General features: G+C 71.2%; 19 protein-coding genes and 5 pseudogenes. 15 read left to right on the top strand and 9 right to left on the bottom strand.

All coding sequences use genetic code 11. The features are described from left to right. Positions 1-221: 221 nt before the first annotated feature. Positions 222-1592: pseudogene (locus ABZ656_RS44875) on the top strand (glycosyltransferase family 39 protein); the annotation flags it as partial. On the opposite strand, the pseudogene ABZ656_RS44880 reads toward ABZ656_RS44875, so the two are convergent. Then, positions 1586-1846: pseudogene (locus ABZ656_RS44880) on the bottom strand (NAD(P)-binding domain-containing protein); the annotation flags it as partial. The pseudogenes ABZ656_RS44875 and ABZ656_RS44880 sit on opposite strands and share 7 nt — an antisense overlap. A 148-nt stretch (positions 1847-1994) precedes the next feature. Between ABZ656_RS44880 and ABZ656_RS44885 the strand changes: the two are divergent. Together ABZ656_RS44885 and ABZ656_RS44890 are read left to right on the top strand one after the other, a co-directional pair. Continuing rightward, entirely contained in the window at positions 1995-2588 is a 594-nt protein-coding gene (locus ABZ656_RS44885; RefSeq protein ID WP_360276569.1) for a TetR family transcriptional regulator, read from the top strand. A gap of 14 nt (positions 2589-2602) precedes the next feature. Next, the gene (locus ABZ656_RS44890; RefSeq protein ID WP_360276572.1) at positions 2603-3877 is read left to right on the top strand and encodes an amidase; all 1275 of its coding nucleotides are present in this window, start codon (positions 2603-2605) and stop codon (positions 3875-3877) included. Between the two features lie 368 nt (positions 3878-4245). On the opposite strand, the gene ABZ656_RS44895 is transcribed toward ABZ656_RS44890, so the two are convergent. The 8 genes and pseudogenes from ABZ656_RS44895 to ABZ656_RS44930 form a co-directional block, all read right to left on the bottom strand. Next, positions 4246-4638 carry a hypothetical protein gene (locus ABZ656_RS44895; protein ID WP_101401537.1) on the bottom strand — a complete coding sequence of 131 codons (393 nt, stop codon included), beginning with the start codon at positions 4636-4638 and terminating at the stop codon, positions 4246-4248. Continuing rightward, positions 4638-5099, bottom strand: a complete 462-nt coding sequence (locus ABZ656_RS44900; protein WP_360276595.1) for a hypothetical protein — start codon at positions 5097-5099, stop codon at positions 4638-4640. Before ABZ656_RS44900 ends, ABZ656_RS44895 begins: the two co-directional genes overlap by 1 nt. A 279-nt stretch (positions 5100-5378) precedes the next feature. Next, positions 5379-5675: pseudogene (locus ABZ656_RS44905) on the bottom strand (DUF4132 domain-containing protein); the annotation flags it as partial. Beyond that, positions 5594-7126 (bottom strand): annotated as a pseudogene (locus ABZ656_RS44910) (DUF4132 domain-containing protein); the annotation flags it as partial. The pseudogenes ABZ656_RS44910 and ABZ656_RS44905, both read right to left, overlap by 82 nt. 829 nt (positions 7127-7955) lie before the next feature. Next, positions 7956-8363 (bottom strand): peptide-methionine (R)-S-oxide reductase MsrB, encoded by a 408-nt coding sequence (gene msrB / locus ABZ656_RS44915; protein WP_101401535.1) that lies wholly within the window; start codon positions 8361-8363, stop codon positions 7956-7958. Positions 8364-8391: 28 nt separating this feature from the next. Continuing rightward, positions 8392-9777 carry a UDP-N-acetylmuramate--L-alanine ligase gene (gene murC, locus ABZ656_RS44920; protein WP_360276592.1) on the bottom strand — a complete coding sequence of 462 codons (1386 nt, stop codon included), beginning with the start codon at positions 9775-9777 and terminating at the stop codon, positions 8392-8394. Positions 9778-10025: 248 nt separating this feature from the next. Further along, complete coding sequence (locus tag ABZ656_RS44925) at positions 10026-10499, bottom strand: indole-3-glycerol phosphate synthase (protein WP_101401533.1); 474 nt, start codon at positions 10497-10499, stop codon at positions 10026-10028. Between the two features lie 156 nt (positions 10500-10655). Continuing rightward, entirely contained in the window at positions 10656-11492 is an 837-nt protein-coding gene (locus ABZ656_RS44930; RefSeq protein ID WP_101401532.1) for a pyrimidine reductase family protein, read from the bottom strand. Between the two features lie 37 nt (positions 11493-11529). On the opposite strand from ABZ656_RS44930, the gene zapE reads away from it, so the two are divergent. The 12 genes and pseudogenes from zapE to ABZ656_RS44990 all read left to right on the top strand — a co-directional run bounded on the left by zapE (position 11530) and on the right by ABZ656_RS44990 (position 21587). Beyond that, a complete protein-coding gene (zapE, locus tag ABZ656_RS44935; protein WP_101401531.1) occupies positions 11530-12633 on the top strand; it encodes a cell division protein ZapE in 1104 nt (367 codons plus the stop codon). 122 nt (positions 12634-12755) lie between these two features. Beyond that, on the top strand, positions 12756-13094 hold the full coding sequence (locus tag ABZ656_RS44940; RefSeq protein ID WP_360276578.1) for a hypothetical protein: 339 nt from the start codon (positions 12756-12758) through the stop codon (positions 13092-13094). Between the two features lie 70 nt (positions 13095-13164). Next, a complete protein-coding gene (locus ABZ656_RS44945) occupies positions 13165-13743 on the top strand; it encodes a carbonic anhydrase (RefSeq protein WP_101401530.1) in 579 nt (192 codons plus the stop codon). 26 nt (positions 13744-13769) lie between these two features. Continuing rightward, positions 13770-15224: a SulP family inorganic anion transporter gene (locus ABZ656_RS44950; protein WP_360276581.1), complete on the top strand. Its 1455-nt coding sequence runs from the start codon at positions 13770-13772 to the stop codon at positions 15222-15224. 111 nt (positions 15225-15335) lie between these two features. After that, positions 15336-16289, top strand: a complete 954-nt coding sequence (locus ABZ656_RS44955) for a slipin family protein (RefSeq protein WP_101401528.1) — start codon at positions 15336-15338, stop codon at positions 16287-16289. Between the two features lie 194 nt (positions 16290-16483). Further along, positions 16484-16747: pseudogene (locus tag ABZ656_RS44960) on the top strand (threonine--tRNA ligase); the annotation flags it as partial. Between the two features lie 567 nt (positions 16748-17314). Then, the gene (locus tag ABZ656_RS44965) at positions 17315-18196 is read left to right on the top strand and encodes a polysaccharide deacetylase family protein (RefSeq protein ID WP_360276584.1); all 882 of its coding nucleotides are present in this window, start codon (positions 17315-17317) and stop codon (positions 18194-18196) included. A gap of 31 nt (positions 18197-18227) precedes the next feature. Then, the gene (locus ABZ656_RS44970; protein ID WP_101401526.1) at positions 18228-18416 is read left to right on the top strand and encodes a hypothetical protein; all 189 of its coding nucleotides are present in this window, start codon (positions 18228-18230) and stop codon (positions 18414-18416) included. Positions 18417-18466: 50 nt separating this feature from the next. Further along, positions 18467-19222, top strand: a complete 756-nt coding sequence (locus tag ABZ656_RS44975; protein ID WP_101401525.1) for a peptidyl-tRNA hydrolase — start codon at positions 18467-18469, stop codon at positions 19220-19222. 46 nt (positions 19223-19268) lie between these two features. After that, positions 19269-19913, top strand: coding sequence for a TetR/AcrR family transcriptional regulator (locus ABZ656_RS44980; RefSeq protein WP_101401524.1), 645 nt, complete (start codon positions 19269-19271; stop codon positions 19911-19913). 115 nt (positions 19914-20028) lie between these two features. Then, positions 20029-20679: a TIGR03086 family metal-binding protein gene (locus tag ABZ656_RS44985; RefSeq protein WP_101403830.1), complete on the top strand. Its 651-nt coding sequence runs from the start codon at positions 20029-20031 to the stop codon at positions 20677-20679. Positions 20680-20798: 119 nt separating this feature from the next. Continuing rightward, a complete protein-coding gene (locus tag ABZ656_RS44990; RefSeq protein ID WP_360276589.1) occupies positions 20799-21587 on the top strand; it encodes a DUF4142 domain-containing protein in 789 nt (262 codons plus the stop codon). Positions 21588-21633 lie beyond the last annotated feature (46 nt).

The following is a 21633-nucleotide window of genomic DNA, read 5'->3' on the forward strand; positions in this document are numbered from 1 at the left end:
GCCGGAACGTGTACCTCTCGCGTGTCGAGATGGGCCGCAAGCTCGCCAAGGACGCGCCTCCCCGCCGCCGTGGCCTCGGTGGGCAGCCCCCTCGTCGGCCTCGCGCCCCTGATCACCGCGGTCGGCGCCGACCTCGCCGCCACCGCAACCCGTTTCGCCCTGATGCGGCTCCGGGCCTTCCTCCCGCGTCGCACTCCCTCTCCCCGCTTGGAGCCCGCGTCATGACGACTCTCGCCCCACCGCCCACGTCCTGACCGAGCAGCAGGAACGGGGCGGCCCCGCACGCCGATGGCGGCTTCGTCGCCCGTGGCCGAAGGCTCTTCACCGGCCCCGCCGAGGACCCCCGCTGGACGCGCCCCGCCCTGTGGGCGATCCTGCTCGCGGCGACGGCCCTGTACGCCTGGAACATCACCTCCGTCAGCGGCAACAGCTTCTACAACGCGGCCGTCTACAGCGGCACCAAGAGCTGAAAGGCGTTCTTCTTCGGCGCGCTGGACTCCGGCAGCTTCATCACGGTCGACAAACCGCCGTTCGCCCTGTGGGTGACGGGGCTGTCCACCCGCGCCTTCGGCTTCGGCACCTGGCAGCTGGCGCTGCCGATGGTCGCGGTGGGCACCGGCTCCGTGGCCCTGCTCCACCGCATGGTCAAGCGCGATTTCGGCCCGGGGGCGGCGACCGTCGCCGCGCTGGCACTGGCGCTGACCCCGATCACCGTCGCCATCAACCGGGACACCAACCCGGACCCGATCCTGGTCTTTCTGATGCTGCTCGGCGCCGCCGCGCTGATGAAGGCCGTGCGCACCGGCCGGCTGATGCCGCTTGTCTGGTCGGCGGTCGCGATCGGCTTCGCGTTCAACACCAAGATGATGCAGGCGTACGTCGTCCTGCCGGCCTTCTGCCTGGTGTACCTCTGGGCCGCGCACGGCTCGCTGGGCCGCCGGATCCGCCACCTCGCCGTCGCCACGGCGGCCCTGGTCGTCTCCAGCGCCTGGTGGATGGTGGTCGTCGACCTGATCCCCGCCTCCTCCCGCCCCTACATCGGCGGTTCGACCGACAACACGGTCTGGGACCTGGTCATCGGCTACAACGGCTTCGGCCGTATCTTCGGCGCCAGTTCCTCGGTCGGCTCGGCGGGCAACGGCGCGAGTTTCGGCGGCAGCGCGGGCGTCTACCGGCTGTTCAACGAGATCATGGGCGGCCAGATCTCCTGGCTCATCCCCTTCGCGGTCATCGCCCTGATCGCGGGTCTGATCCTGCGCGGCCGGGCCCCGCGCACCGACGCCGAGCGTGCGGCGCTCATGCTCTGGGGCGGCTGGTTCGTCCTGCACTACCTGACCTTCGCCCTCGCGGAGGGCACCTTCCACCCGTACTACGTCACCGCCATGGCCCCCGGCATCGCGGCCCTGGCCGGTGCGGGCGGCGTGACCCTGTACCGGGCGTTCCGTGAGGGCTCAACGGTGATGTGGGGCTGGGTTCTGCCGACCGCGGTAGCGGTGAGCGCCGCCTGGGCCGTCGTCCTGCTCCAGCGGGCCTCGGGCTCCGGCACGCTCTACACCGTCGCGGAGATCGTCGTCGGCGTCGCGGGCACGGTCCTGCCCGCGAGAGCCGCCGCGGGCAGCCGGTCGTAGGCCTTCAGCGGCACGGTCGCCACCACCAGGTCACCGGCTCGGGCGGCCTCCTCGGGGGTGGCCGCGCGGGCGTGCCCGCCGAGTTCGGCGACGAGGCCGGCGAGTGTCTCCGGTCCGCGCGAGTTGCTGAGTACGACGTCCAGTCCGGCCGCCACGGCGAGGCGGGCCAGCCCGCCGCCGATCATGCCGCTGCCGATGAGCCCAAGGGTCTTCGTCACGGTGTGGGGTCTCCCGGTGATGTGGTGTGAAGCAGGTGGCCAATGGCGCCAATGATGAACCTATATATCAATCATGAAACTCAGTGTCACGCTAGCGTCCGCGGTTCACTATTGCGAGCGGGAAGCGAGTGGGCGGTACGATCCCGGGGTGAACGGAGCAACGCGTACGAGCACGAGGGACATCGCACGGGCCGCCATCCGGGCCGAGTTGGCCCAGGTGGCCTTCGAGCTGTTCCGTCGCGAGGGCTTCGAGAACGTCACCGTCAACGACCTGGCCGCGGCGGCCGGGGTGTCCCGCAGCACCTTCCTGCGCTACTTCGGCACCAAGGAGGACGCCGTCCTCGACGCGGTGGACGCCCAGGGCCGGCGGATCGCCGACGCGCTGCGCGCCCGCCCGGCCGGCGAGGATGACTGGACGGCGCTCCGACACGCCCTGGGCACGGTCGTCGAGCACCACCGGCAGGACCCGGCCGGCGCGCTCGCCCTGTCCCGTCTGATCATGAAGACCCCCGCGCTGTGCGCGCGCAGCATGGAGAAGCAGAACGGCTGGCGCCCGGTCATCGCCGAGGCCCTCGCCGGGCGCGCGGCCCCCTCGCGGTCCTCGACCCTTGGCCCGCTGGTGCGGGCCGCCGCCGCGGTCGACTGTCTCAACATCGCCGTCGACCACTGGACCGCCTCCGACGGCACCCTCGACCTCGACGATCTGATCGACGAGGCCTTCGCCGCACTCGCACCGCGGTAGGTGAGGTGCGCGGGATGAGGACTCTGTCGGCCCTGACGGCGGCCGTGGCCGGGGGCGAGCTGAGCGCGGCCGAGGTGATCGCGGGCGCGCTGGAGCGCCTCGACCGTACGGAGTCCGACGTACGGGCATGGGTACGGGTGGACCGGGACGGAGCGCTGGGCGCTGCCCGGGAGCTGGATGCCGTGCCGTCGGGCGGCCCGCTGCGCGGCGTCCCTGTCGGGGTCAAGGACATCATCGACGTCGCCGGTCTGCCCACCGAGTGCGGATCGCCGCTGCGCCGGGGCCGGTTCGCCGAGGCCGACGCCCCGCTGGTCGCGCGCCTGCGGCGGCTCGGCGCGATTCCCCTCGGCAAGACGGTCACCACCGAGTTCGCGTACTTCGCCCCCGGCCCCACGAGGAACCCGCACAACCTCGCCCACACGCCTGGTGGTTCCTCCAGCGGCTCCGCGGCCGCCGTCGCCACCGGCGTGGTCCCGCTGGCTCTCGGCAGCCAGACCGCGGGCTCGCTCACCCGGCCTGCGTCGTACTGCGGGGTCGCGGGCTTCGTGGTGCCGGCCGGGGGTTCCCTCGACACGACGGGGTTCGTGGGCCTGTCGCACAGCCTCGACGCGGTCGGGCTGTTGACTCCGACGGTGGCCGATCTCCGGCTCGTGTACGGGGCGTTGACCGGCTCGGACCGGCTCTCCCGCCCTCCCGAAGCGCCGACGCGCCCGAGGCTGGCTGTGTGGTCGGGCGGCGAACTGGCGGAGATCTCACAGGACATGCGGGCAGCTCTGGTCCGGAGCGTCGAGGACGCCGTCGCGAACGGCGCCGTGCTCGTGGACGTCGACTGGCCCGCCCTCACCCCACGCCTCGTCGAGGCACACATCACGGTGATGGCGTACGAGGCCGCGCGGATGCTGGCCGAGGAGAGCACCCACCCGGACCGGTTGAGCGCACCGCTCAACGAACTCCTGGCGCACGGCCGCTCCATCACCACCGGGGACTACGAGCACGCCCGGTCCGTCGCGCGGCGGGAGCGCTCCACGGTGCTGGCACTGCTCGGCGACGTGGACGCCGTGCTCGGCCCGGCCGCCCCGGGTGCCGCCCCGAAGGGCCTGACGGCCACCGGGTCTCCCGTCCTGAGCCGCCCCTGGCAGCTCCTCGGTCTCCCGGCCCTGACCGTACCGGGCCACCGGGACGCCCAGGGCATGCCCCTGGGCGTCCAACTCGTGGGACACCCGGACCGCCTGGAAGGCCTGTTCTCCCTCGGCCACGCCGTCGAACGGGCCGCGCGGGCGAAGGGCTAGCGCGCGGCGACCGCCGATAGCTGCCGACGGCCGCCGATCGGAACGGCTCAGTCCTCGACGACCGCCGTGAAGGACACGTCCACCGTGCCGACGGTGCCCCCGCGCCGCCCGGGTGCGCTCTCCCACTTCCAGTAGAGGTTGGTGTGCGCGATCAGTTACGCACAGAACTTCTGGAAACGCGCTGAGCCGCAACAGCCCCACGGGCATGCCCTGCGCGGACAGCTCTGGTCCACAGCGGCCGAGATCCGTACCGCCGCCCGGGCGGGCGGCTGACGGCGACGGTGGCCCTGCCGGTCAGGACGGAAGAGTTGCCCCGGTCTCATGGACGCGGACAGGCTTGGCCTCGTCGGCTGAGAAATGCCGGTCTTTCAACCGCCGACGAGGGCGACGAGCTTGATGAAGACCAGGTCGGGATCGGCGATGAGATCCACGACTTCGTCGAGGTCCTCGACCTGGCGATCGCCGGCCAGCACGAAGAACCCGTTGGCGAGGAAGGCGCGCTCGGCGATCTCGGCCTGGCGCTCCCAGTCGATACGGCGGGGCTCGCGGAGACGGTAGCCGTTAAGCTCCGCCTCGGCGTCGTCTGGGCGGACGAGTCCGTTGAAGCGATCGCTCGGGCGGGCGTTGTGCCGGGCGACCTCCTCGCGGACCCGGAGCCTGATCAGCTCCCGTACGGTCATCCGTTCGGGCAGCCCGGCGACCTCCCACTCGGTGAGCGCTTTACCCGTCGCGGTCTCGTCCCGGAACGTCACGGTGGCCATCAGGCACCTCGCTTGATCTGCGTGAGGATGGACTCGTCGGTGATCTCGGTGTCGGCGGCCAGCAGGAATGCTTTGCTGAGGATCAGGGAGAGCCGTTCGTCCTCGAACGGCAGGAACACCTTGCCGTCGTTCTTGCCGCGCGACGGGACGATGCACAGGTAGCTGTCGTCCGGCTGCATCAGGATGTTGGCCGAGCCCAGGTGGATCTTGTACGTGCGCAGATCGCCGCGGACGATCAGGAAACGGCCGTCGAGCGAGCACCGGCCGGCGATCTTCAGGCGCGGCAGGATCCGCTCCAGCACGTCGCGGCGGACCTCGGCGCTCGCCGTCAGCGCACCGAACGTGGCCGTCCGCCAGTACCCGGCATAGCGGTCCCCGCCCCGGTCGGTCCAGTCGGGATCGGCGGCGATCGAGGTCACGCCCACGAACAGATCGACGTCCCGCATCGCCTCGCTGAACACCAGCGGGGGCACCTCCGCCAGCGGAACCTCCCGCCAGCGCGGGCCGTCCCGCCGCTCGAAGCGGACCTGGTCCGTCGCGGCGTGCTCGGGCGCGTAGCCGCTGCCGTCGTCGTCCGCGGCGGGCTCGTGGTGGAAGCAGGCCCGCCACTCGCCGTCGCCGAACTCGGCCCGCGCCTTCCCGTCGTAGCCGCCGTCGTGCCGGCCGAGGAAGTTGGCCTGCCAGCCGCGTTCCTTGAACAGCGCGTAGAGCTGCCGGTAGTGGACGATGTGGGCGGCGAACCGGTTGGAGTAGACGCCGGTCTCCTCCTCCGCCGGGGTGAGCAGGTAGATCTCCCGGAAGGCCTGTTTGAACGGCTGCCGCAGCCGTTCGGCGACGAGCCGCTCCCGCCACGCCCTGATGTCGTCCGTCGACGCCCTGATCGGATGCCACAGCCGGGCGGCTCGGCCGTCGGTGCCACCGCACGCCACATGCCGTCGGTGTCCTCGACGTTCTGGAACTCCCAGATCAGGCCGCGGACGAGAGCCCCGGTGACCGGATGGTCGCGGTAGTGGCGGCACCACTCGTCGTACGGCCACTCGCGCCCGGCCGACATCAGCGCCTCGACGCGGGCCCGCTCACCCGACAGTGTCCCCCGCACCTCCTTGGCCAGTGCCTTCAACTCCTGTAGCTCGTCCGGGAAGCCGTCCTTCACCGCCGCCGGAGCCGTGCGGGACGTCCCCCCGTCGGGGCGCGTGAAGGTGAGCCGCACGGTCGCCGCTTCCTCGATCGCCACCCGTACCCGGTGTCCGCCCAACTCCCGTTCCAGCGAACCGTCCGGCGCCAGGCCGTGGTCCGGCACGCTGCGCTCGATGAGCTGCTCCGCCGTGATGCCCTGCTTCCCGGCTGCCGTCACCAGCGCGGTGTCGAGCTGCTTGCGCAGAGCCCGGTGCTTGATCCGGGACTGCAGCCGCCACAGGGCCTCCAGAGAGGCCGGATCGCCGGTCTCGGCCAGCGCGTTGATCGCCGCGCCCGCGAGCTTGAGGTCCTCGCACACACGGGCTTCGAGGCCGCCGGCCCGCAGAGCGAGCGCGCCGAGGTGCCGCACCGTGGCCGGTCCGCCGGTCAGCTCGGCCGCCCAGACGACGCCGCGCGCCAGGTCACCGTCGTTCTGGTGGACGACGTAGTGGTAGTGGTGATCGCCGTGGAGCCAGCCGGTGTGCGCACCGCTTCCCCTGCTGCACAGCGGATCGTCCTCGGCCAGCGCCCGCAGGACGTCGGCCACGAGGTCCCGCGCCGACGCCGCGTCCGCGAGTTCGAGGCACGTCCGCCGCCACCTCTGCGTGGGACGCGGCCCCGACAGGCTCGCCAAGTGCCGTACAAAGCCCGCTAGTTCCGGCGTCGGAGAGGTCTTCGCACGGTCGCTCAGCGGGGAGGCCCAGGGAGCGTCGGCGGGGATCAGTCCCTCGGGGATGTGCGCCTCGTCCACGCTCGCGAGCAGCGCGCGGAGGCGCTGGGCGAGCGACGCGCGCAGGCGCGTCTCGACAGAGGTGTCCATGAGCTCCGTGTGTGCGTGCCGCAGCCAGGGCATGACCGCACGGCGGCCGTCGGCGTCGAGCTGGTCGGCGGCGTTCAACACCAGCCCCAGCGAATTGGTGGACCAGAAGCCCATGTCGTACTCGGTGGCGCGGAGCAACATCACCGCGATCTCGTCGGGCGTCCAGCCGCGCACCCGCGAGATCAGGGGCCCGATCTCGGCGTCGTACTGCCACAAGCTCGTGTCGTCGAAGCAAGCGGCCAGCATGAGGCACAGGACCGCGGCCCTGCCCTCCTCGTCCGCACAGGCCGCGAGCCGCCCGTCGATCTCGGCCTGGGTCGCCGCGCCCTCCGCCCTGGATCGCCGGTGCTCGTGCCCCATGGACCGCCGGAACTCGGTCCGCTGACGTTCCAAGAGGTCGACGAGCCAGCGGACGCGGTCGAGCGCGGCGGTCCTCACGTCGTCGAGTGAGTCGTTCCTACGGGATTCGGCCACCAAGGCGTCGTACAGCATGGCGGGATGATGGCAGAGGGGACTGACAATGCGATCAACTCAAAGGATCCTCCCGTCTGTTCATCTGGTCTCCGGGTCCAACTACCGGCGGCTCGGAGGTGGTCCACGCACAGCGTCCGGGAACCGAGCCGTGTCTCGTCCCGCGGCGCCCAACGTCCACATTTCTGAAGCCGGACACGAGCCTCCACTGGCACGACCGTGATCACGGGCTACCGATTCAGCCGGACGACCGTCTTGATCACCAACTGCCCGCCCCCCGACCGGTGGCTTCCCCCCATTCCCATGTTCCGTGTTCCCCGCCGAGAGTTTCGAACCTGCGCAAGGGCACCAACGAAGGCTCGGTGGCACTTCACCGACCCGTCCCCGGGGCGACCGGCACCAGCCGGGACCGCCCCTCCTCCCTCACCGTGGCACAAATCCGCAGATCAGCGCCCCGCACACGACCAGCCATGTTTTGTGGCTCCCGCCCAGGACTCGAACCTGCGGTCAACACCGGCTCCGAGCGGCTGGCCCATCCCCCGTCCGCCAGCCCCCACCACAGCAGGCCATAAAGCGGTCCGGGAGTCATGTTCCGGGAAACGGCGTCACACCCCCGCCGTTCCCGACCGCCCCGTACCGACCCGCTGGCTACCGATTTCACGGCCAGATGCCATGCAATCCAGTTAACGCCCCGTCAGGCGAATCCAGCGACAATCCAGCAGCGGTGCGGACAACCAGGTACGACAACGGCTGCCGAGACGTCAGGACATCCCGCACGGATCCAGCACCGGAAACAGCGACGGGGTCGACCCCGGCCAGAGCCGACCCCACTTGACCTGCACTCAAGTCCTCACGTCTCGTCCGGAACCAATCGCAACGAGATCGAGTTGATGCAGTACCGCTGATCCGTCGGCGTCGGATACCCCTCGCCCTCGAACACATGCCCAAGATGCGACCCGCACCGCGCACACCGAACCTCGGTCCGCACCATCCCGTGAGAACGGTCGGACACAAGTTCCACCGCATCCGAGTTGCGTGCATCGAAGAAGCTCGGCCAGCCGCAGTGGGACTCGAACTTCTCGTTCGAGGTGAAAAGTTCGGCGCCGCAGGCGCGGCAGGAGTAGACACCCTTGGCCTTGGTGTCGGTGTACTCGCCCGTGAAGGCGGGCTCGGTGCCCGCCTTCCGCAGGACGGTGTACTCGGCCGGGGTCAGCTCCGCGCGCCACTGCTCGTCCGGCTTTTCGATGTCGTACGACATGAAGCTCAACCCCTCGCAAACGTCACGGCTACTTCGACAGGCGGGCCAGGATCTCGGGACCGAGGTCCGTCACGTCTCCCGCGCCCATGGTGAGAACGAGATCACCGGGCTTCGCCATTCCCGCGACGACCGAGGGCGCCTGCGCCTTGTCGTGGACCGGTGTCACGTCCGCGCCCGCCGCTCGCGCCGCCTCGATGATCAGCTCGCTGGTGACGCCCGGGATCGGGTCCTCGCGGGCCGGGTAGATGTCCAGCACGATCGAGGCGTCGGCCAGGGCCAGGGACTCGCCCATCTCCTTCGCCAGCTCCTGGGTGCGGGAGAACAGGTGGGGCTGGAAGATCACCAGGATGCGGCCGCCGGCACCCGCGCGCATGGCCTCCAGGTCGGCCGTCATCTCGGTGGGGTGGTGCGCGTAGGAGTCGACGACCTGGACGCCCGCCTCCTCGCCCTTCAGCTGCAGACGCCGCTTCACGCCCGTGTAGGAGGCGATCGCGGGGGCCAGCTCCGCGGCCGGAATGCCCAGCGCCGCGCCCGCCGCGAGCGCGGCCACCGCGTTGTGCGCGTAGTGGCGGCCGGGGACGGAGACGGCGAAGGTCAGCTCCGTGCCGTCGAGGAGCACCGTCACCTGGCTCTTCAGGCCCTGGGGGACCACGGACAGGACCCGTACGTCCGCGTCCGGCGCGTCGCCGTACGTCACCACCCGTACGTCCGCCGGCAGGCGCCGGGTCAGTTCGCGCGCGCCCTCGTGGTCCGCGGAGATCACCAGCGTGCCGCCCGGCACGATCTTGCCGGCGAAGGTCTCGAAGGACTCGTAGATCTCGTCGATGGAGGCGTAGTTGGCGTGGTGGTCGAGCTCGACGTTGAGGACGATCGCGACCTCGGGGGCGTACTTGTGGAAGCTGCGGTCCGATTCGTCGGCCTCGGCGACGAAGATCTCGCCGTCGCCGTGCAGGGCGTTCGAGCCGGGGGCGTCCAGGTCGCCGCCGATCGCGTACGAGGGGTTCAGTCCCAGCGCGGAGAGGGACACGGCGAGCATCGACGTGGTCGTGGTCTTGCCGTGCGTGCCCGCGACCGCGATCGGGCGCAGGCCGTCCATCAGCCGGGCGAGCGCGTCCGAGCGGTGCACCACCGGGATGCCGAGCTCGGCCGCCCGGGTCAGCTCCGGGTTGTCCGCGCGGATCGCCGAGGACACCACCACACAGGTGGCGTCGGACGCCAGGTGGTCCGCCGCGTGGCCGATGTGCACGGTCACGCCCAGCGCCCGCAGGGCCTCGGCCGTGGCGGACTCCTTCGCGTCACTGCCCGCCACCTTCGCCCCACGCTGCGCCAGGATCTTGGCGATGCCCGACATCCCGGCGCCGCCGATGCCGATGAAGTGCGGTCGGTCCATGGCGGTAGGAAGGCCGGGTGCCATGTGCATTTCTCCCAAGATCCGGTACGACGATGAGCGCGCCCGAGCGAAAGCACGCGCCCCCAGCCTATTGCGTGCGGCGACAGGCGCCCCGTAAGGGGCGCGGGACTGCGACATGTGCGGCTCCGCCGCGTGGGCGCGGGACTGCGACATGTGCGGCTCCGCCGCGTGGGCGCGACCAGCCACCACGTGCCCGCATCCCGAAAACCACCGCACCCCCACGGCGCCTCACGGCCGAGCCCGGCGGGGACCTACACCTTGCTGTGCGAGAACAGTTTCAGCACCGGCACGCCGACCTTGTGGCGGGCCCGCGAGGCCCAGTCGCGGTGGAAGAACTCCTCCACGTAGTGCGGGTCGGTCAGCACGATGACCTCGTCCGCGTCGATCTCGTCGACCAGCGCCTTGAGCGCGTCCAGCGGGTGGTCCTCGATGAGCCGCCCCTCGGCCTCGCTGCCGGCCGAGCGCAGCGCCACCAGCGACACGTCGAGGGCCTGCTGCCCCTGACCGGCCGCGTCCGCGCCCTCCGGCGTCTCACGCTCGTGGGCCGCCTCGTCCAGCTCCCCGAGCGCGACATCGTCGATGGCCCGCAGCAGCCGGTCCGCCTGGTCGCCCCGCGGCTGGAGCAGCACATGGAAGGCGACCACCTCGTCACCGTGCAAAGTGGTGACGAACTCCACGTCGGCGGACGTCAGGGCCTTCTCGATCATCAATACGCTTGTGAACACGACAGGCGCCCTTCTCCTCCGTGGGCCTCCCTGGCCCCCTGCGGAAACCATCCTGCCCCGTGATCGCACGGGGACTGCGAGTTTTAGTGTGCCCAGCGGAAGATAATCGGAACGATCTGCTCCGCTACCTTGCCCTACCGACGCCAGGGCCGCCGGTCAGGGGCGACGGTATCGGGCGAAGAGGAATCCGGCCTCCTCCAGGAGAGACGCCAGTTCGAGCCGCTTGGGAACCGCCATCGCGGGCCCCCCGGCGATCCGCTGCGCGTCTCCCGCGGTGAGCGTCGGGGAAAGAGTCAGACACAGTTCGTCGAGGACACCCGCCGCGACCATCTGGCCCAGCAGCCGCGGGCCGCCCTCCGTGAGCAGCCGGGTCATGCCGCGCTCGGCGAGGGCACGTACGGCCCGTACCGGGTCCACGCCCGTCCCGTCCCCGGCGATCACCACCTCGGCGCCCGCCTTCTCGGCCGCCGCCACCCGGCCGGGGGCCGCCGCGGCACCCGTCAGGACGAGCGTGGGTACCAGGGGCGAGGTGAACAGTGGCAGCGAGAAGTCCAGGTCGAGGCTCGCGGTGACCACGGCGATCGCGGGCGCCGGGCCCTGTCCGGCCGCCTCCCGGAGCGCCGCGAACTCCGCACGCGCGCGTGCCGGACGGTAACCCTCCTGGCGTACCGTTTCCGCACCGACGACCACAACATCCGCGAGAGCCCGCAGCACCCCGAAGATCCGCATGTCGGCGGCGCTGGAGATGCCCTGGGACTTCCCGTCGTGCTGGGCGGCGCCGTCGAGCGTGGAGACCATGTTGGCCCGCAGCCAGGGCTCCCGGACGCCGGCGGAGCGGAGTTCGGGGTAGGCGTACGCCTCCGCCAGCTCCAGCAGTTCCCACTCACGGTCCGTCGCATCCGTCACATCCGCCACAGCCGCACCAGGGGCATCGGGGGCCCCGGCGGTGGCCTGGGCTGCTGTTTCGTAGGTCACAGGGAACAGGCGTCGCATGTCGTGCAGTGTGGCACGGCGCTTAGAGTGGGGAACCGTGTCGTCTTCCACCGCCGCTTCCGGGATCGAACCGATAACCGAAGCAGCCCCCACGTCCCTGTGCGCCCGCGAGCCGCACGTCCCCGCGGACCGGCTGGTCGCCGAGATGGTGCCGCCGCCGCGCTTCGACTCCGTGCGCTTCGAAACGTACATTCCGGACCCGAACCAGCCGAGCCAGACCGAGGCCGTACAGGTCCTCGCCGGCTTCGCGGCCGGTCTCGGCGGGGCGCACGCGCTCGGCGGCGGCAAGCGGGGCTTCTTCGGCTTCGGCAAGGCCAAGGCGCCGAAGACCCCGGCCGGCCCCCGGGGCGTCTACCTGGACGGCGGTTACGGCGTCGGCAAGACCCACCTGCTCGCCTCCCTGTGGCACGCCACCCCGGCCGAGCCCGCGCTCAAGGCCTTCGGCACCTTCGTGGAGCTGACGAACCTGGTCGGCGCGCTCGGCTTCCAGAAGACCGTGCAGACGCTCTCCGGGCACCGCCTCCTGTGCATCGACGAGTTCGAACTCGACGACCCGGGCGACACCGTCCTCGTCTCCACCCTGCTCGGCAAGCTGGTCGCCGCGGGGGTCGCGCTCGCGGCCACCTCGAACACCCTGCCGGGCAAGCTCGGCGAGGGCCGGTTCGCGGCCGCCGACTTCCTGCGCGAGATCCAGGGGCTGTCGGCACACTTCCGGCCGCTGCGCATCGACGGCGAGGACTACCGCCACCGCGGGCTGCCCGAGGCCCCGGCGCCGTTCACCGACGAGCAGGTCACGAAGGCCGCGTACGCCACGGACGGGGCCTCCCTCGACGACTTCCCGCATCTGCTCGACCACCTCGCGCGCGTGCACCCCAGCCGCTACGGCGCCCTGACCGACGACCTGAAGGCCGTCTGCCTCACCGACGTCCAGCCGGTGCCGGACCAGTCGACGGCGCTGCGGCTCGTGGTGCTCGCCGACCGGCTGTACGACCGCGAGGTGCCCGTCCTCGCCTCCGGGATGCCCTTCGACCAGCTCTTCAGCGAGGAGATGCTGAACGGCGGCTACCGGAAGAAGTACTTCCGCGCGATCTCCCGGCTCACCGCGCTGGCCCGCGACGCCAAGAGGCTCGTCGAGGCGTAGTTTTCGGCCCCTCCACAGCGTTTTCGGCCCTCTTCACTGTGAAACGTCGAGTTAACCCTGCAAACAACTTGCCGCGTTAACCTATGTATTGACATGGAGGACGAGACGCCGGGAGGGGGCGCATGTTGCGAGGTACGACGGCCCGAACCCTCTACGTGGTACTCGCCGCCGTCCTGATCAGCCTGCAACTCTTCGCCCCCACCGAGGCGTTCGCGTCCGCGCACAGGGGCGAAGTCGTCTCCTGCGCCGAAGCGGAGCATCCGCAGAAGGCGGCACCCCCTCTGGGGGCCCGTCAGCGGACCCGCGACGAGGATCTCGTCCCCGACACACCCCCGCGCGCCCTGCTCGCGAGCGACCCCGCGGCCTCGTACCCGCCGCTCGCGCTCGTCCCGGCACACCCGCGCACGTCGAGATCCTCGACCGCCCACTCCCCCGCCATACTTCAGGTCTTCCGCTGCTGAGCGGAGCGCGTCCCCCCACGCTCCGTCCTGTAAGCCGACGCGCCCCCAGGGCGCGCCAGGAGGAACTGACATGCAGCCCCTCATCGACCATGCCCGCTCCTTCGGCCGACGACCCGAGGAATTCGCCTCGCTCGCCGACGGCCAGTCCCCGCAGGTCCTGTTCATCACCTGCTCCGACTCCCGGGTCGTTCCGGCCCTGATCACCGGCGCCCGCCCGGGCGAGCTCTTCGAGCTGCGCACCGCGGGCAACATCGTCCCGCCGTACGTCCCCGGCCGGCCGACCTCCGAGGCGGCCACCGTCGAGTACGCGGTGGACGTGCTCGGCGTGTCCGAGGTCGTGGTCTGCGGCCATTCGCACTGCGGCGCCGTCGGCGCGCTGGTGCGCGGCGACGACCTGACGGCCGTACCCGCCGTGCGCGACTGGCTCGCGCAGGCGCAGCGCCCGTCCGCCACACCGGGCGACGACCCCACCGTCGCCGAGGCGGTGCAGAACCACGTCCTCGCGCAACTGCTCAGGCTCCGCGGATACCCCTGTGTGGAAAAGGCCCTGACGACGGGCCGGCTGCGTCTGCACGGCTGGTACTACGAGGTCCACACCGGAGCCGTGCGCGAACACCGTGCGCACACCGACACCTTCGAGGCACTGTGAGCCGCGCCGTGAACACTTCGGGCCTCATGAGCAAACTCCCCCACCTGCGGCAGGACTTCGCCGCCTCGATCGTCGTGTTCCTGGTCGCCCTCCCACTGTGCGTGGGCGTCGCCGTCGCCTCCGGTGTCCCGGCCGAACTAGGCCTGGTCACCGGCATCGTGGGCGGTCTCGTCACCGGCCTGATGCGCGGCAGCAGCCTTCAGGTGTCGGGGCCGGCGGCCGGACTGACCGTGCTGGTCTTCGAGGCCGTGCGGGAGTACGGGCTCGCCGTCCTCGGAGTCGTCGTGCTCGCCACGGGTGTGCTCCAACTCCTCATGGGCGCCCTGAAACTGGGGCGCTACTTCAGGGCCATCTCGGTGGCCGTCGTCGAGGGCATGCTCGCCGGGATCGGCCTCGTGCTGATCGCGGGCCAGCTCTACTCGATGGCCGGGCTCAAGGCCCCCGCCGCCGGACTCGACAAGCTCGCCCGGCTGCCGGAGGCCGTCGTCGACGCGGCCCGCAGCACCGAGGCGCTGGCCTCGGTCGGACTCGGGGCGGGCACGATCGCCGTGCTCGTCCTGTGGCGGCGGCTGCCGCGGCGGGTGCCTGCGGTGCCGGGGGCGCTCGGCGCGGTCGTGCTGGCCACGCTGGTGGCCTCGGGGTTCGGGCTGCCGGTGGCCAAGGTCGAGGTGCGGGGGCTGGTCGGCTCGATCCAGCTGCCGAGCCCCGAAGCCTTCGGGGAGCTCGCGAGCGTGGGCGTGCTCGGCACGGTGCTCGCCTTCACGCTGATCGCCTCCGCCGAGTCGCTGTTCAGCGCGGCGGCCGTGGACCGGCTGCACGACGGCCCCCGGACCGAGTACGACCGGGAACTGATGGCGCAGGGCGCGGGCAACACGGTCTGCGGACTGCTCGGCGCGCTGCCGATGACCGCGGTGATCGTGCGCAGCGCGGCGAACGTCCAGGCGGGCGCGCGGACGAAGGCGTCCCGCGTGCTGCACGGCGTCTGGCTGCTGCTGTTCGCGGCGCTGCTGCCCGCCGCGCTCGGCGTCATCCCGCTGCCCGCCCTCGCCGGCATCCTGGTGCACGCGGGCTGGAAGCTGATCCCGCTGCGCGAGATCACCTCGCTGTGGCGCGAGCACCGGGGCGAGGCGCTGATCCTCGTCGTCACGGCGGTGTCGATCGTCGCCGTCAGCATGTTCGAGGGGGTGCTCATCGGGCTCGCCCTGGCGATCGTCAAGACGGCGTGGGAGGCCTCGCACGTCCGCCTGGAGGTCATAGACAAGGGTGCGGGCCCGGTCCAGGCGTACTTGTCGGGCAACGCGACCTTCCTGAGGCTGCCGAAGATCCTCGACAGCCTCGAGGCACTGCCCCAGGACCGCCCGGTCGAGCTGGACCTCTCCGGCCTGCACCACCTCGATCACGCCTGCCGCACCGCGCTGGAGAACTGGTCGGTGCGGCACAGTGAGGCGGGGACGGAACCGGTGAGGGTGACCACCGGCTGACCACCGGCTGACCCACGCGGGCTCGCGGTCGGGGGGATCCTCGACCGCGAGCCCGCGTGGGGCATATTGTGGGATTAGTTGTGGTATGCGGCGGCTCGAAAGGGGGTCGTCATGCTCGATGAGCTCTTGGCCACGGCCGCGGTGGTCGGTACCGCGGGGGTGGTGTACGTCGTCGCGGCGGCCCGGGTCGTCAAGCAGTACGAGCGGGGCGTGGTGCTCCGGCTCGGGCGGCTCCGGGGTGGCATCAGGCCGCCCGGGTTCACCATGATCATCCCCGGTGTGGACCGGCTGCGTAAGGTCAACATGCAGATCGTGACGATGCCCGTCCCCGCGCAGGACGGCATCACGCGGGACAACGTCACGGTCCGGGTCGACGCGGTCATCTACTTCAAGGTGGTCGACGCGGCCGACGCGGTCATCCAGGTCGAGGACTACCGCTTCGCGGTCTCGCAGATGGCGCAGACCTCACTGCGCTCGATCATCGGCAAGAGCGACCTGGACGATCTGCTCTCCAACCGGGAGAAGCTCAACCAGGGCCTGGAGTTGATGATCGACAGTCCGGCGATGGGCTGGGGTGTGCAGATCGACCGGGTCGAGATCAAGGACGTGTCACTGCCGGAGACGATGAAACGGTCGATGGCCCGGCAGGCCGAGGCCGACCGCGAACGGCGAGCCCGCATCATCAACGCGGACGCCGAGCTCCAGGCGTCGAAGAAGCTGGCGGAGGCCGCCGGGGTGATGTCCGAACAGCCCGCCGCGCTCCAACTGCGGCTGCTGCAGACCGTGGTGGCGGTCGCCGCCGAGAAGAACTCCACCCTCGTCCTCCCCTTCCCGGTGGAACTGCTGCGGTTCCTGGAACGGGCGCAGCCCCAGCCGGGGGCGCCGACGGTGGAGCAGACACCGACGCGCCCGCGGCCCGACGGGCACAAGGACGACGAGTTCGTGCTCGATGAACCCAAGGGCGACAAGTTCAGGCGCGACGAGGCCGAGGACCGCGACGAGGCCGACGACGACGAGTTCCCGCTCGACGACCCCGGCGCGAGCCCTCTCCCCGGCCCCGGCTGATCACCCCGCCCGAATTGCCGCGCCCGCCCGCCGACACCCTGCTACGGTCCCTCCCATGAAGCGTGCCGCTGTGAAGACGACGACGCCGGAGAGTGTCCCGGCGCGCTGACTGCTGACGAGTCCGAAGCCCCGGGGCGAGTGCCCCGGGGCTTCGCCGTGTGGTCACTCGCCCCTTGAGATGCGAGGAGACCACCATGACCGCCCTCCCCGACCACCGCCGCCCCGGCCGTGAGCTGGACCTTTTCGACACCGATCCTCTGATGGGCGCGGGCCTGCCCTACTGGCTGCCCGACGGCGCGGCCGTGCGCCACGCCCTGGAGGGGTACGTCCGCGACGCCGAGCGACGCGCGGGCTACCAGCACGTGTACTCACCGGTGCTGGGCAAACGGGAGCTGTACGAGATCTCCGGGCACTGGTCGCACTACAACGAGGACATGTTCCCGCCGATGGAACTCGGCGGCGAGGCGTGCGCGGCACCGGGGCGGGCTTGGCCGCGTGACGCTCGAACCCCTCGGCGGACCAGAGCCTGACGACGCCGCTCTTCGCCGATGCCGTCCTCGGACCGGAGGCCCACCAGACGATCGGCGGGTTCGTGTCCTCGGCCTTGTCCCAGTCCGTGACCTCCCCCCGTCGCGGTTCGTCGGAGGGACAGAGCGGGATCTTGACGACGATCGTCTCCCCTTCGGCCCGGGCTCCGACCACCGTCGTGTCCACCGGATCCGACGGCCCCAGGAAGCATCCGCTCGACGGCAGGGCGGTCACGGCGAGGAGGACCGGTGGAACACCGCGTCGCCGGTTCGGCACCGGTACCCACCCCTGTCTCGCGTCGGTCCTGCCGTTCGGATCGGCCGCGACAGGCCTTCGATCCTGCACGCGGGCACGGGAAAAGGGAACCGGCGTACGAGACCGGCGTACGAGACCGGCGTGTGTTCCGCCGGGTCCAGCCGGGTGACTTCCGTGCCCCCGTCGCCGGGCACGTGTGAACAATGGGCGAATAGTCTGGATTACCCACATATCTTCATCAGGTGATCATTCCAGTACGACGATTCGCCGCGACCTGCGCCCTCGGCGCACTCGGGGTCGCGCTCGCCGCCTGCGGGACCCCAGGAACCCCGCACGCCGCCCGCCCAGGGCTCCCCGCGTCGGCCTCGGGCAGCGCAAACGCCCAGCCCTCGCGACCCCCCACGCTCGCCCCCGGCTCCAGCGGTATCACCCCCGTCTTCACCAACGGTCCGCGGACGCGGGACAAGACCGTCGCGCTGACCTTCGACGCGGACATGACCGCGAACGAGGGGCCACGCGCCGCGGCCGGGGAGCACTTCGACAACCCCGAACTGATCGCCACGCTGCGCGCGTTCAAGGTGCCGGCGACCCTGTTCATGACCGGACGCTGGGCCGACGAGTACCCGAAGGAGGCCAAGGACATCGGGCGGGACCGACTCTTCGAGGTCGCCAACCACTCGTACAGCCACTACGCCTTCACCGACAACTGCTACGGCCTGCCCACCGTGCCCCAGGAGCGGATGCGGGCCGAGGTGGAGGAGGCCTACGCCGCCTTCAAGAAGGCGGGCGTGCCGCACGCGATGCCCTACTTCCGGTTCCCCGGCGGGTGCTACGACCAGCAGGCCCTGCGCACGCTGAGCGCCGTGGGCGTGACCGCCGTGCAGTGGGACGTCGTCAGCGGGGACGCCTTCGCCACCGACGCCGACGCCGTCGCCCGTCAGGTGCTGGAGGGCGTGAAGCCCGGATCCGTCGTCGTCATGCACTGCACGCGCAGCGCGGCTCCGGTGACCGAACAGGCCCTGCGGACGATCGTCCCCGAGCTTCGGAAGAAGGGTTTCCGCTTTGTGAAGGTCTCCGAGATGATCGGCTCGGCGACGCAAGGCGAGCGGAACGGCACCACGTAGGCGCGCTCCGGTCCCGGCCTACGCTGGGACCATGAGCGACGACTACTGCGCCACCCCGGCGGCCCCCGCCCCGGCACCGGACCCGGCCGACGCCGGGCCGCCGTTCGCCGAGTGCGTGCTGTGCCGGAAGCCGACCGAGTACCCGGAGTCGCACAAGGGGATCACGCTGTGCCCCGTCTGCGAGTGGCAGGAGGCACAGCGGACCGCCTGCTCCGGGTGACGCCGACCGCTCGCCGAAGAACCGATCTTCCGCCTGGCACACTGGAGGGCGTGAGCAGCGACCCGACCGTAGCCGACGCACCCGGCCGACCCGACGTACCCGGCCCGGCCGAGGACAGCCCCTTCCGATCCGAGCGCACCGCGCGCGACGAGGCCCCGCAGTTCGTGCTGCCGCTGGTCGTGCACATCGAGAAGGCCGCTCCCCCGGCACGCACGGACGCGCTGGAGACCGCGGCCCGCGCCGTGCTGACGATCCTCGGCGATGAGCGGGCCCTCGGGGACGGCGAGTGGGCGCAGGTGGTGCGGGACTGGCAGGACGCCCGGATCCGCAAGGTCGTACGAAGGGCGCGCGGCGCCGAGTGGCGGCGGGCCGAGGCCCTGCCCGGCATCACGGTGACCGGGAAGTCCGCCGAGGTGCGCGTCTTCCCGCCGGTCCCCCTGGACGGCTGGCCCAAGGACCTGGCCAAGCTCCAGGTCTCCGGCACCGACCTCGACGACCCGGAACCCCCGGTGGACGCGGACCCGACGGCGCCCGTGCTGTGGCTCAACCCCGATCTCGACATGTCGGCCGGCAAGACGATGGCGCAGGCCGGGCACGGCGCGCAGCTGGCCTGGTGGGAGCTGTCGGACGAGGAGCGGGCGGCCTGGCGCGACGCCGGTTTCCCCCTCGCCGTCCGCACCGCCGACCCGGCCCGCTGGGGTGAACTCAGCACCTCCGGGCTGCCGTTGGTGCGCGACGCGGGCTTCACTGAGATCGCGCCGGGGTCGTGCACAGTGGTGGCCGACCATCCGGCGCTGCGCTCCTGACCGATCCCGACCGACCCTGAGTGACCTACGGACCCGAGGAGGCGCGATGGCCGGGACCCGGCTGGACGGCAGGGTCGAACGTGGCAACCGCACGCGGCAGTTGGTGCTCCGCCGCACGGTCGACATCGCCTCGGTCGAAGGACTGGAAGCACTGTCCGTGGGCCGTCTCGCCACCGACCTCCGGCTCAGCAAGAGCGGGGTCTTCGCGCTCTTCGGCTCCAAGCAGGAACTCCAGCTGGCCACCGTGCGGGAGGCGGCGCGCATCTACGTCGAGCAGGTGATCCGGCCCGCGTCCGAGACCCCGGCCGGTGTCGCCCGGACCTGGCGGCTGTGCGAACTCTGGCTGGACTACTCCCAGGGCCGGGTCTTCCCCGGCGGCTGTTTCTTCTACGAGGTCATCGCCGAGTTCGACGCCCGGTCGGGACCCGTGCACGACGCCGTCGCAAAGGCCCAGCGGGACTGGGCGGCCCATGTGGAGCACACCATCACCGAGGCCCGCGACCTGGGTGAGTTGCGCTCCGACACGGATGCCGCGCAACTCGCCTTCGAGCTCATCGCGCTGATGGAGACGGCGAACGCGGTGTCGGTGCTGCGCGACGAGACGGACGTCTATCGCAGAGCCCGCGTCGCCATCCTTTCCCGGCTGCGCGCGGCGGCGACCGACCCGTCCCTCGTGGCCGAACTCTCCTGACCTGCCGAGCTCTCCCGACCTGCCGAGTTCTCCCGGCCTTCGAGCCTTTGACGCGGGAACCGTCGGGGCCGAAAACAAGTAGCACGATCGTTCGCTCAGTTTTATGCTCGGACGTATGACATCGACCGGAATGGACACCGGAGTGGACATCGTCGAGCTCGACCGGATCGCGGTGTACGAGTCGCTGCGGCTCGTCGGGCTGGCGCGGGGCACGGACTGGGAGCGGGACACACCGTGTGCGGGGTGGACACTGCGGCGGCTGGTGGCGCACATGGCCGCGCAGCACCACGGGTTCACGGCCGCCGCCCGGGGAGCGGGGCACGAGTCGGCGTACTGGCGGGAGCCGGAGGACATGAGCGACCCGGAGCGGACCTACCGGGGAGCGGCGACGGCGGTGCTGGCCGCGTTCGCCGAACCGGGCGTGACGGAGGGGGAGTTCGTACTGCCGGAGATCAGGGACGGGGGCGGGTTCCCCGGCGGGATGGCCCTCGGCTTCCACTTCGTCGACTACGTGGTGCACGCGTGGGACGTCGCCGCCACGCTCGGCGTCGGACTCGAACTGCCGGGCCACGTGCTCGGGGCGGCCCTGGCCGTCGCCCGCCTCGTACCGACGGATCCGGCCGGTCGCGGTCCGGGATTCGCGTTCGCGCCGCCGGTCGACGTGCCCGTGGGCGCGGACCCGCTGGACGAGGCGCTGCGGCTGCTCGGACGTACACCGGAGAAGTGGCCACTGCCGGGCGATGGCACGGATTCACAGCGGATTTGACCTGAACCGAGGGTTCGCTTTAGTCGTGCTTGAACATTCCCGGTGCCCCGCACGTATCTCACGTCGCTGGCCAAGTACAGGTTTCCAACGACCAGTTGGTTTCCCCCGGGAGGCTCATTTTGCGGCGTATCAATGGTTCTGCCTTCGTCATCGCGGCGCTCGCCGCCACTGTCGGCGCGCTCGCGTTCCCTGTGTGGTCGTACGCCGACCGCGCCGGCACGGGGCAGGCGAATCTGGCGGCGGGGACCGTGAACACACAGTGGGGGCCCCTGTCCGCCTCCGACCGCGACCTGATCGTGCGCGTGCGGCTGGCCGGACTCTGGGAACTGCCGGCGGGGCAGCAGGCGATCGAGCGGGCCCCCAACAAGGCGATCAAGGAGGCGGGCGACCACCTGATCGTCGGCCACACCGACCTCGACAAGCGGGTGCGGGTCATCGCGGCCCAGCTCAATGTCGAGCTGCCGAACCAGCCGAACGCGCAGCAGCAGGGCTGGCTGCAGGAGATGACCGCGGCGACGGGCGCGGAGTACGAACGGAAGTTCGTGAACCTGCTGCGGGCCGCGCACGGCAAGATCTTCCCGGCGATCGGCACGGTCCGTAACTCCACCCGCAACTCGCTGGTCCGGCAGCTGGCCTCGGACGCCAACCAGACCGTGCTCGACCACATCACCATCCTGGAGAAGACCGGGGCCGTCGACTTCGACGCCATAGCCAACGACACGGCCGCCCTGTCGACCGCGAGCCCCACCGGCCCCCCGGCGCCGGTCGCCGGCGTCACGGCGCCCTCCGCGCCGCCGGTGCAGCCGGGCAACGGCGTCGTCGCCACGTCGAGTCCTTCGCCCGCGCCACCGGGCCAGGTCAACACCGCCCGGCCGGAGCCCTCGGATCCGGACAACGTGCTGCGGTAGCCGGTGCGGCCGCCGACGCCCCGACGCCCCGACGCCCCGGGGCGTC

This window comes from Streptomyces sp. NPDC007095 (assembly GCF_040634475.1).
Taxonomy (GTDB): Bacteria; Actinomycetota; Actinomycetes; order Streptomycetales; family Streptomycetaceae; genus Streptomyces.